We start from the raw sequence: 11,079 nt of genomic DNA, 5'->3' as shown, positions 1-11,079 counted from the left end.
CGGTCTGGTTCACGCTGCTGTCCACCGTGCCGCTGGTCGTGATCTCCCTGGTGCTGGCCCTACGGCAGGTCGATCCCCGGGTCCTGGCCCAGCAGGGCCGTGGCACACAGGCAGTCGCGGTCCTTGGGCAGCTTCTCCACCACGTCGAACAGCACGTCGCGCAGGCGGCCGATGTTCTCCGCGAAGACCTCGAGAACCTCCGCGTGCGAGACCCCCTCGCCCGCCTCGGCGCCCGCGTCCAGATCGGTCACCAGGCTCAGCGAGGTGTAGCAGAGCTCCAGCTCACGGGCGAGGATCGCCTCCGGGTGCCCGGTCATCCCCACCACGGCCCAGCCCTGGGCGGCGTGCCAGCGGGACTCGGCGCGCGTGGAAAAACGGGGCCCCTCGATCACGCACATCGTGCCGCCGTCCACCGCCTCCCACCCGTGCTCCCGCGCCGCGCCCAGCGCGATCTGCCGCCCGGTCGGGCAGTACGGGTCGGCGAACGAGATGTGCACCACCTTGGACTGCCGCCCGTCGGGGCGGATCTCGCCGTCGAAAAAGCTCTGTTGCCTGGCCTTGGTGCGGTCCACGAGCTGGTCGGGCACCAGCAGCGTGCCGGGGCCGTACTCGCTCCGCAGCCCGCCGACCGCGCAGGGGCCGAGCACCTGGCGCACGCCGAGGGAGCGCAGCGCCCACAGGTTCGCGCGGTAGTTGATGCGGTGCGGCGGCAGCCGATGGGTCCTGCCGTGCCGCGGCAGAAAGGCGACGCGCCGCCCGGCGATCTCGCCGAGGAACAGCGCGTCGCTGGGCTCGCCATACGGGGTGTCGACCACGACCTCGGTCACATCGTCCAGGAACGCGTAGAACCCGGACCCGCCGATCACGCCGATCTCGGCCTGCCGCCCGTCCAGGGCGCCGTCGCTCATGCGGCCGAGGCGGCGGCGCTGGACGACGAGGAGGAGCCGCCCGAGGACGACGAGCCCGAGGACGACGAAGACGGAGAAGACGAAGAAGACGAGGACGAAGAAGACGACGAGGAATCCGACGACGAGCCCGAGGAAGAGGATCCGCCGCCCTTCTTCGCCGAGCCGGACCCCGAACCGCCGGACGAGTCCGACGAGCCGTTGGAGGACGAGCTGCTGGAGGACGCGGCGCTGCGGCTGTCGTTCCGGTAGAAGCCGGAGCCCTTGAACACGATGCCGACCGCCGAGAACACCTTCTTCAGCCGCCCCTGGCAGGCCGGGCACACCGTCAGCGCGTCGTCGCTGAACTTCTGCACCACTTCAAGGCCCTCGTGGCACCCGGTGCACTGATACTGATACGTCGGCACGTCACCCTCCTGGCACTCATGGTCATGGAGTGCTAACGACGGTCCATCGTGCAGCATTCCGCCCCCGGAAGTCCACTGCCCCTCACTCACGGGGCCGCCGAAGCCCCGTGCTGCCGCGCCCGCCGTGCCAGCCGGCCAGCTTCCCGCCGCGCCCGACGGCGAGCAGCCGCCGTTCCACCGCGTCCCGTACCTCGTCCGTCGCCACCACCAGCAGTTCGTCGCACCACCGCAGGACCGTGGTCGGCTCGGGCACGAAACTGTTGCCGTCCCTGACCACGAGCGTGACCGACGCCTGGGGCGGCAGCCGCAGCTCGCGGATCTCGACGCCGTGCATCCGCGAGGCGGACGGGATCGAGACGGACAGCAGGTGGCCGCGGAGCCGGTCGAGCGGGGCGGACTCGATGTCGACGTCCACCGTCTTCTCGTCCTCCCCGATCCGCAGCCGCCCGGCCAGCCACGGAAGCGTGGGCCCCTGGACGACGGTGAAGACCACGACGAGCACGAACACGATGCTGAAGATCCGGTCGCTGTCCTCGACCCCCGCGACCATGGGGATGATCGCCAGCACGATGGGAACGGCCCCGCGCAGCCCGGCCCAGGAGAGCAGGACCTGCTCCCGCCACGGGCGGCCCAGCGGCGCCAGGGACAGCATCACGGACAGCGGCCTGGCCACCAGCGTCAGCACGCCGCCCACGATCAGCGCCGGGCCGAGCCCGTGCCACAGCGCGTTGAGGTCGACGAGCAGTCCCAGCAGCACGAACAGGCCGATCTGCGCCACCCACGCCACCCCGTCCGCGAACCCACGGGTGGCCGGGCGGTGCGGCAGCCGGGCGTTGCCGAGGACGAGGGCGGCCACGTAGACGGCGAGGAAGCCGCTGCCGTGCAGGAGCGCGCCCCCGGCGTACGCGAGGACCGCGAGCGCCAGCACGGCGATCGGGTAGAGGCCGGAGGCGGGCAACGCCACATGCCGCAGCGCCGCCTCGCCGAGGCGGCCGACGACGAGGCCGACCACCAGGCCGATGGCGAGTTCCAGCGCCATCACCGCGAGCAGGACGTACCAGGTGGTGGAGTGGTGCGGGTCGGAGAAGGCGACCACCAGGATGACCACGGGCGCGTCGTTGAACCCGGACTCGGCCTCCAGCGTGCCCGCGAGCCGCCGCGGCAGCGGGACCCGGCGCAGCACGGAGAAGACGGCGGCGGCGTCGGTCGAGGAGACGACCGCGCCCATCAGCAGCGACGGGGTCCAGGCCAGGCCGATCAGGTAGTGGGCCGCGGCGGCGGTGACGCCGACGCTGACCCCGACGCCGAGGGTGGCCAGCACCGTGGCGGCGGGGATGGCGGGGCGGATGTCACGCCAGCGGGTGGACAGCCCGCCCTCGGCGAGGATGACGACGAGGGCGGCGTAGCCGATCACCTGGGCGAGCTCCGCGTCGCTGAACTCCACGCCGAGGCCGTCCCTGCCGAGCCCCATGCCGATGGCGAGGTAGATCAGCAGGGACGGCAGGCCGGTGCGCGAGGTCAGCCGCACCGCGGCGACCGCCAGGAGCAGGACGAGGGCGCCGAAGAAGAGAAGCTCGTTGAGGCGGTCGACAGTCAGGGGGCGGATCCTCTCGCCGGGTGCGGCCGGGGCTTCCGGTCACCGGAACGCGACTCGGAACGGCCGGACGCAGCGTACAGGCATGGCAATTCACGGCCTTTGCGCCGAATTTACCATCATATGAACGCTCCGGCCTGAGCGTGTGACTCCCCGTAGGCTCACCTCAGTGGCCGTATGTCTATGGTTGCTTCCGACCCGCTCGGCTGCCCTGTGAAGGACAGAGATGCCCGCCAAGAAGTCCAGGCGACGCGGTCGTCTGACCGTGATCGCTCTCGTTCTGTTGCTCGTGGCCGGACTCGGCTACGGCGCTTACTGGAGCGTGAGTACCGTGCGGGCGTCCTTCCCGCAGATGTCAGGGGAGATCGCGATCGAGGGCCTGTCCGCGCCGGTGACGGTGGCCCGCGACGGCAACGGGATCCCGCAGCTGTACGCCGACAGCGCCGATGACCTGTTCCGCGCGCAGGGGTATGTGCACGCGCAGGACCGTTTCTGGGAGATGGACGTCCGCCGGCACATGACGTCCGGGCGGCTGTCCGAGATGTTCGGCGAGGAGCAGGTCGAGACCGACGCCTTCCTGCGCACGCTCGGCTGGCGCGAGGTGGCGCAGCAGGAGTACGACGAGCTGCTGTCGGACGACACCAAGGCGTACCTCCAGGCGTACTCGGCCGGGGTCAACGCCTATCTCTCCGAGCACAGCGGCGCCGGCCTCTCCGTGGAGTACGCGGCGCTCGGCTTCGTGAACGACTACGAGCCCGAGGCGTGGGACCCGGTGGACTCGGTGGCGTGGCTCAAGGCCATGGCCTGGGACCTGCGAGGCAACATGCAGGAGGAGATCGACCGTTCCCTGCTGGCCGAACGGCTCAGCCCGGAGCAGATCGAGGAGCTGTACCCGGAGTACCCGTACGACCGGAACCGACCGATCGTGACCGAGAACGGCGCGGATGGGAGCGCGACCCCGCCCGGACTTGATCTTCCGGAGGGTGACGGCGCGGGCGGCGGGGACCTCGGCGACGGTGAGGGCCTCGAAGGCGCCGGGGACGGCCTCGGCACCAACGGCGGCACCGAGGGCGGCGCCGAAGGCCAGAGCGTGGACGAGGCGCTGGACGGGGTCTCCACGCAGCTGGCCTCGGTCTCCGAGACGCTCGACGAGATCCCGGCCCTGCTGGGCACCAACGGCAGCGGCATCGGCTCCAACTCCTGGGTGGTCTCGGGCGACTACACGACCACCGGTGCGCCGCTGCTGGCCAACGACCCGCACCTGGCGCCGTCGCTGCCCGGCATCTGGTACCAGATGGGCCTGCACTGCAACGAGGTCAGCGCCGCATGCCCGTTCGACGTCTCCGGGTTCACCTTCTCCGGCATGCCGGGCGTCGTCATCGGCCACAACCAGGACATCTCCTGGGGCATGACCAACCTCGGCGCGGACGTGACCGATCTGCGGCTGGAAAAGCTCGACGACGGCAACTTCCTGCACGACGGCGAGCAGGTTCCGTATGAGACCCGGACCGAGGTGATCGAGGTCGCCGGCGGCGAGTCCCGCGACATCACCGTGCGCGCGACGGACAACGGGCCGATCATCTCCGACCGCGGCGAGGAATTCGCCGACGTCGGGGACAGCGCCCCCGTCGACTCCTCGGCCCCCGACCGCGGCGAGGGCTACGCCGTCTCGCTGGCCTGGACCGCGCTCGAACCGTCCCGCACCATGGACGCCGTCTTCTCCCTCAACACCGCGACCGACTGGGACGGATTCCGCGCCGCCGCGCAGGACTTCGCCGTCCCCTCGCAGAACCTGATCTACGCCGACACCGCCGGCAACATCGGCTACCAGGCCCCCGGCCAGATCCCCGTCAGGGGCGAGGGCGACGGCCGTTACCCCTCCCCCGGCTGGGACTCCTCCTACGACTGGACCGGCTCCGTCCCGCAGGACGAGCTCCCCCGCGAGTTCAACCCCGAGCGCGGCTACATCGTCACCGCCAACCAGGCCGTCATCGACCCCGACGCGTACGCGTACGAGCTCACCGACGACTGGAGCTACGGCACCCGCAGCCAGCGCATCGAGGAGCTGATCCTCGGCACCATCGAGGACGGCGGCAAGATCTCGATGGGCGACATGCAGTCCATCCAGCTCGACAACAACAACGAGATGGCCGAGACCCTCGTCCCCTACCTGCTGGACATCGAGATCTCCGACGACTACGTCCGCGAGGCCCAGGAGCTCCTCGAAGGCTGGGACTACAGCCAGGACGCCGACTCCCCCGGCGCCGCCTACTTCAACGCGGTCTGGCGGAACGTGCTCCAGCTCGCGTTCGGCAACAAGCTTCCCAAGGAGCTCCGCGTCGAGGACCAGTGCCTCCGCGTCCCGCCGGCCGACGAGTCCCAGCCCATGGAGAACCTCGACGGCGAGGAGCGGCTGATCACCGAGTGCGGCGAGCGCTCCCCCGACACCGCCCAGCCGGACGGCGGCGACCGCTGGTTCGAGGTGGTCCTCGGCATCCTGGAGGACCCGGACAACGAGTGGTGGCAGGCGCCGGAGACCGCCACCCAGTCCGCCGCGACGGGCCGCGACGACCTGCTCGCCCGCGCCATGCGCGACGCCCGCTACGAGCTGACCGCGGAGCTGGGCAAGGACATCGACACCTGGAGCTGGGGCCGCCTCCACCGCCTGATGCTCAACAACCAGACGCTCGGCACCGAGGGTCCGGGCCCCGTCCAGTGGCTGCTGAACCGCGGCCCCTGGAACCTGCCGGGCGGCGCCGACGCGGTCGACGCCAGCGGGTGGAACGCGGCGGGCGGCTACGACATCACCTGGGTCCCGTCCATGCGCATGGTCGTCAGCCTCGACAACTTCGACGAGTCGCTGTGGATCAACCTCACCGGCGCCTCCGGCCACGCCTACCACGACAACTACACCGACCAGACCGACCTGTGGGCGAACGGCGAGTACCTGACGTGGGCCTACAGCCGGGAGGCCGTGGAGGAGAGCGCCGAGCACACCCTGACGCTCCTCGCCGCCGCCCCCGCCGAGGAGTAGTCCCGGGGCGGCCGGGGGCCCGGCCGCCCCGGTCGCCCCGGCCTCAGGCCCCGAACCGGTGCACGCCCTCCGGCGTCAGCGCGGCGTGCACCGGCCGGTCGTGCGGCTCCTGCGGCAGCTCCTCGACCACCTCGTGCCCGTAGACCAGCACCACCAGCGCGGGCCCGGCCCCGTCCGCCGCCAGCCGGGCCAGCGCCCGGTCGAAGCTGCCGCCCCCACGCCCCATCCGCACGCCCCGCCGGTCCACGGCGAGCCCCGGCACCAGCACCACGTCCGCCTCGGCCACCGCGCCGGGCCCCAGCCGCCGCCCGCCCGGCTGCATCAGCCTGATCCGGCCCGCGTGCTCCGCCTCCACCAGCCGCCCCGCGCCCTCGTACTCCGCCCAGTCCAGGTCGTCGTCCGCCAGCAGCACCGGCAGCAGCACTCGGACGCCGCGCTCGCGCAGCGCGTTCAGCAGACTCAGCGTCCCCGGCTCGCTCCCCACCGACACGTAGGCGGCGACCGTCCCGGCCCCCGCCCCGGCCAGCCCCGCCAGCTCGGGCAGTTCGAGGGCCCGCCGGGCCAGCGCGTCCGCCGCCGTCCGCACCTCGTCGTCGGCCATGGCGGCCCGCACCGCCAGCAGGTCCCGCCTGACCGACCGTTTCCACGTCGCGACGTCGTCCACGTCCCCGCCCGCTCCCTTCAGGACCGGCGTCCACCGGCCGTTGCCTCGTTCGTTCCCGCGCCGTTCCCGCGCCGTTCGCATGCCATTCCCGCGCCATTTCCGGTGCCGTCGTCCCGCCCGTTTCCTCGTCCATTCCCTCGAACGGCGACCCGACTCGCCCGTAACACGGCGCGCATCCTCGGTTGCCAGGTGCCCGCACACTAGATGGATAAAGTGACCGGCATGACGTCACCACGCCCCCGGATCAGCAAGGCTGTCATTCCCGCCGCCGGGCTCGGCACACGGTTTCTTCCCGCGACGAAGGCCACTCCCAAGGAGATGCTGCCGGTCGTCGACCAACCCGCCATCCAGTACGTGGTGGAGGAGGCGACGGCCGCCGGGCTCACCGACGTACTCATGATCACGGGCCGCAACAAGCGACCGGTCGAGGACCACTTCGACCGCAACTACGAACTGGAGGACGCGCTGCGCCGCAAGGGCGACGAGGAACGCCTCCGCCGCGTCCAGCAGTCCACCGCCCTGGCCACGATCCACTACGTCCGTCAGGGTGATCCCAAGGGCCTCGGCCACGCCGTCCAGTGCGCGGAGCCGCACGTCGGGGACCAGCCGTTCGCCGTGCTGCTGGGCGACGACCTGATGGACCCTCGCGACCCGCTGCTCACCCGCATGATCGAGGCCCAGGCCGAGCACGGCGGCAGCGTCATCGCCCTGATGGAGGTCGACCCGGCCCAGATCAACCTGTACGGCGCCGCCTCCGTCGACCCGGTCGCCGACGGCGTGATGCGCGTGACGGGCCTGGTGGAGAAGCCCGACCCGGCCGACGCGCCGAGCAACCTCGCGATCATCGGCCGTTACGTCCTCGACCCCGGCGTGTTCGAGGTCCTGCGCGACACCCCGCCCGGACGCGGCGGCGAGATCCAGCTGACCGACGCGCTCCAGACCATGGCCGGGAACGACGTGCCCGGCGGACCGGTCTACGGTGTCGTCTTCAAGGGCCGCCGCTACGACACCGGCGACCGCGGCGACTACCTGCGGTCCATCGTGCGGCTGGCCTGCGAACGCCCCGACCTCGGCCCGGAGTTCCGCTCCTGGCTGCGGAAGTACGTCAGCGAGGAGATGCCGCACGTTGAATGACACCTGGTCGGTCGACGAGCACCGGGACGATGTGCTGCGGGCCGTCAGGCCGCTCGAACCCATCGAGCTGCCGCTGCTCGACGCCGCGGGCTGCGTCCTGGTGGACGACGTCGCCGTCGCCGCCCCGCTGCCGCCGTTCGACAACAGCTCCATGGACGGCTACGCCGTGCGCACCGCCGACGTCGAGTCGGCCACGGAGGAGTTCCCCGCGGTCCTCACCGTCGTCGGCGACATCGCGGCCGGCAGCGGCGACCTGCCGTCCGTCGGCCCGGGTGAGGCCGCCCGCATCATGACCGGGGCGCCCGTACCGCCCGGCGCCCAGGCCGTCGTCCCCGTCGAGTGGACCGACGGCGGCACCGGCGCGGGCCCGGCGACCGGCATGACCGGGCAGCGGCACCACGGCGCCGAGGTCCGCGTCCACCGCGGGGCGCCGGCGGGCGCCCACATCAACGGCCGCGGCAGCGACGCCGCCACCGGCGCGGTCGCCCTGACCGCGGGCACGGTGCTCGGGCCCCCGCAGCTCGGCCTGCTCGCCGCGCTCGGGCACGCCACCGCGCTGGTCCACCCGCGCCCCCGCGTCGTGGTGCTGTCCACCGGAAGCGAGCTGGCCGCCCCCGGCGAACGGCTCGCCCCCGGGCAGATCCATGACTCCAACGGCTTCATGCTCACCGCCGCCGCCCAGGCCGCGGGCGCCGTCGCCTACCGGGTCGCGGCCGTCGCCGACGACGCCCCCACGCTGCGCGCGGCCCTGGACGAGCAGCTGGTACGCGCCGACCTCGTCGTCACCAGCGGCGGCGTCAGCGTCGGCGCGTTCGACGTGGTGAAGGAGGCGCTGCACGGCGAGGCGGACTTCCGCAGGCTCGCCATGCAGCCGGGCAAGCCGCAGGCGTTCGGCCTGATCGGACCCGACCGCACCCCGCTGTTCGGCCTCCCGGGGAACCCGGTGAGCGCCTTCGTCTCGTTCGAGCTGTTCGTGCGGCCCGCGCTGCGGGCGATGGCCGGGCACGCGCCCGACGCGCTGCACCGCCCGCGCGTGACGGCGCGGCTCACGGGCGACGCGCCCCTGAACTCGCCCCCCGGGCGGCGCCAGTACCTCAGGGGCGCCTACGTCCCGGGGAGGCCGGGCGAGCCCGGCACGGTGGGCGCGGTCGGCGGCGCGGGTTCGCACCTCATCGCCTCGCTGGCTCGGGCCGACGCCCTGATCGAGATCCCCGAGACCGTGACGGAGGTCGCGCCGGGGGCCGAGCTGACGGTGGTGCTGCTCGGCTGAGCGAGGGGTACGGTTACTGCCCATGAGCACCCCGCACCTCACGCATCTCGACGCCTCCGGGGCCGCCCGGATGGTCGATGTGTCGGGCAAGGACGTCACCGCGCGCACCGCGAGAGCCACCGGTCGGGTGCGCGTCGCGCCGCGCGTCGTCGAGCTGCTGCGCGGCGCCGACGGGGGCCTGCCGAAGGGCGACGCGCTGGCGACCGCCCGGATCGCGGGGATCATGGGGGCCAAGCGGACCCCCGAGCTCGTTCCCCTCTGCCACCCGCTGGCGATCTCCGGGGTCACGGTGGAACTGACCGTCGTGGACGACGCCGTGGAGATCGAGGCCACGGTGCGGACCACCGACCGCACGGGCGTGGAGATGGAGGCGCTGACGGCGGTCAGCGTCGCCGCGCTGACGCTGGTGGACATGGTCAAGGCCGTGGACAAGGCGGCCGTCATCAGTGACATCCGCGTCGAGGAGAAGTCGGGCGGCGCGTCGGGCGACTGGAGCCGCTCCTCATGACCGCGACCACGCCCCGCCCGGAGGCGGCCGAGCCGGGCACGGCCCCCCGCGGACTGGCGATCACCGCCTCCAACCGCGCCTCGGCCGGCGTCTACGCGGACACCACCGGCCCGCTGCTCGTCGCCGCCCTCACCGCCCTCGGCTTCGCCGCCGACGGGCCGCGGGTGGTGCCGGACGGCGAGCCCGTCGAGGAGGCGCTGCGGGCCGCGGTCGACGACGGCTACGACGTCGTGCTGACCACCGGCGGCACCGGGATCTCGCCCACCGACCGCACGCCCGAGATGACGCGGCGGGTCCTGGACTACGAGATCCCCGGCATCGCGGAGGCGATCCGCGCGGCGGGCCTCGCCAAGGTGCCCACGGCCGCGCTGTCGCGGGGTCTGGCGGGCGTCGCCGCCCGCACCCTCGTCGTCAACCTGCCCGGGTCCGCCGGCGGGGTGAAGGACGGCCTCGCGGTGCTGCGGCCCCTCCTGCGTCACGCCGTGGACCAGCTGCGCGGCGGCGATCACCGGCCGTGAACGCACACGTGTGGTCCGCTGAACTGACGCACGGCGACGTGTCCCTGAGGCCCATCCGGCAGCGCGACCAGCGCGCCTGGCGGGAGGTCAACCAGCGCAACCGCGACTGGCTGCGCCCCTGGGAGGCCACCATCCCCCCGCCGCCGGCGGGTCATCTCGCCGCCCGCAGGCCGACGTTCCGGCAGATGGTCCGTCATCTGCGGGGCGAGGCACAGGCGGGCCGGATGCTGCCGTTCGTCGTGGTCCACCGAGGCCGTCTCGTCGGCCAGTTGACGGTGGCGGGCATCACCTGGGGGTCGATGTGCTCCGCGCACATCGGCTACTGGGTGGACCGCGCGGTGGCGGGCCGGGGCGTGATCCCGACGGCGGTGGCGCTCGCCACGGACCACTGTTTTCGCACCATGGGGCTGCACCGGGTGGAGATCTGCATTCGCCCGGAGAACGGGCCCAGCAGGCGCGTTGTGGAGAAACTGGGATTCCGTGAAGAGGGTGTGCGCCCCCGTTATCTGCATATCGACGGCGCCTGGCGTGACCACCTGGTCTACGCGCTCACGGTCGAGGAGGTGCCGCAGGGTCTCCTGGCCCGGTGGCTCCGTGACAGCGCCGCACAGAAATGAAATGCGTGTTCGAAGCCAGGTAACAATACGAAGAAATACCCGGGATGACGGCCTGATCGTGCGACACACCGCTCAATTTGGCAGATGGACTCACGCAAACCCCTCTACGGTGTGAGGCGTGAGCAGCAGTGGCCTCATCTTCGCAGTGATCGTCGGGGCCTGGGCCGCCTATCTCGTGCCGATGTGGCTCCGCAGACAGGACGAGCTCAACGAGGCCCGCCCGACGGAGCGCTTCAGCACCGCCATCAGGCTGCTGACGCGCGGCAAGCGCGCGTCCGCGGCCGAACCGGGCCCGTCGGCCGAGGCCGACGCCCGGGAGGGCGCGGCCACCGACGCCGACCCGCACGCCCGGGACGGCGCCGACGACGAGACCGAGCGCGCCCGGGACGGCGGCGCCGACCTCCGGTCCTTCGCCGAACCCGTCAGCC

10 protein-coding genes and 1 pseudogene are annotated in these 11,079 nt (G+C 72.5%); 7 read left to right on the top strand and 4 right to left on the bottom strand.

Features of this window, described 5'->3' with window-relative positions; translation table 11 throughout:
• Positions 1 to 59: 59 nt before the first annotated feature.
• The 3 genes from ADY01_RS26125 to ADY01_RS26120 form a co-directional block, all read right to left on the bottom strand.
• Positions 60 to 908, bottom strand: a complete 849-nt coding sequence (locus ADY01_RS26125; RefSeq protein ID WP_049578415.1) for an S-methyl-5'-thioadenosine phosphorylase — start codon at positions 906 to 908, stop codon at positions 60 to 62.
• Positions 905 to 1,312 (bottom strand): FmdB family zinc ribbon protein, encoded by a 408-nt coding sequence (locus ADY01_RS37455; RefSeq protein WP_078900615.1) that lies wholly within the window; start codon positions 1,310 to 1,312, stop codon positions 905 to 907. The genes ADY01_RS26125 and ADY01_RS37455 overlap by 4 nt, the downstream gene beginning before the upstream one ends.
• 82 nt (positions 1,313 to 1,394) lie before the next feature.
• Positions 1,395 to 2,918 carry a potassium/proton antiporter gene (locus tag ADY01_RS26120; RefSeq protein WP_078900614.1) on the bottom strand — a complete coding sequence of 508 codons (1,524 nt, stop codon included), beginning with the start codon at positions 2,916 to 2,918 and terminating at the stop codon, positions 1,395 to 1,397.
• Between the two features lie 214 nt (positions 2,919 to 3,132).
• Between ADY01_RS26120 and ADY01_RS26115 the strand changes: the two genes are divergently transcribed.
• A complete protein-coding gene (locus ADY01_RS26115) occupies positions 3,133 to 5,940 on the top strand; it encodes a penicillin acylase family protein (RefSeq protein WP_049578407.1) in 2,808 nt (935 codons plus the stop codon).
• A gap of 43 nt (positions 5,941 to 5,983) precedes the next feature.
• Here ADY01_RS26115 and ADY01_RS26110 read toward each other — a convergent pair whose 3' ends face one another.
• Positions 5,984 to 6,604 (bottom strand): 5-formyltetrahydrofolate cyclo-ligase, encoded by a 621-nt coding sequence (locus ADY01_RS26110; RefSeq protein ID WP_049578411.1) that lies wholly within the window; start codon positions 6,602 to 6,604, stop codon positions 5,984 to 5,986.
• A 222-nt stretch (positions 6,605 to 6,826) separates the two neighbouring features.
• On the opposite strand from ADY01_RS26110, the gene galU reads away from it, so the two are divergent.
• The 6 genes and pseudogenes from galU to ADY01_RS26080 all read left to right on the top strand — a co-directional run.
• Positions 6,827 to 7,738: a UTP--glucose-1-phosphate uridylyltransferase GalU gene (gene galU / locus ADY01_RS26105; protein ID WP_049578409.1), complete on the top strand. Its 912-nt coding sequence runs from the start codon at positions 6,827 to 6,829 to the stop codon at positions 7,736 to 7,738.
• Entirely contained in the window at positions 7,731 to 9,008 is a 1,278-nt protein-coding gene (gene glp / locus ADY01_RS26100) for a gephyrin-like molybdotransferase Glp (protein WP_049578405.1), read from the top strand. Before galU ends, glp begins: the two co-directional genes overlap by 8 nt.
• A 22-nt stretch (positions 9,009 to 9,030) precedes the next feature.
• Positions 9,031 to 9,516, top strand: a complete 486-nt coding sequence (moaC, locus tag ADY01_RS26095; RefSeq protein ID WP_049578403.1) for a cyclic pyranopterin monophosphate synthase MoaC — start codon at positions 9,031 to 9,033, stop codon at positions 9,514 to 9,516.
• Complete coding sequence (locus ADY01_RS26090) at positions 9,513 to 10,034, top strand: MogA/MoaB family molybdenum cofactor biosynthesis protein (protein WP_049578401.1); 522 nt, start codon at positions 9,513 to 9,515, stop codon at positions 10,032 to 10,034. The genes moaC and ADY01_RS26090 overlap by 4 nt, the downstream gene beginning before the upstream one ends.
• The gene (locus tag ADY01_RS26085; protein WP_234320420.1) at positions 10,031 to 10,651 is read left to right on the top strand and encodes a GNAT family N-acetyltransferase; all 621 of its coding nucleotides are present in this window, start codon (positions 10,031 to 10,033) and stop codon (positions 10,649 to 10,651) included. The genes ADY01_RS26090 and ADY01_RS26085 overlap by 4 nt, the downstream gene beginning before the upstream one ends.
• A gap of 118 nt (positions 10,652 to 10,769) precedes the next feature.
• Positions 10,770 to 11,079, top strand: a pseudogene (locus tag ADY01_RS26080) (hypothetical protein); the annotation flags it as partial.

This window comes from Streptomyces sp. SBT349, from assembly GCF_001083795.1.
Lineage (GTDB): Bacteria > Actinomycetota > Actinomycetes > Streptomycetales > Streptomycetaceae > Streptomyces.
The sequence above is the reverse complement of the archived record's forward strand: the minus strand, read 5'-3'. Positions and strand labels throughout refer to the sequence as shown.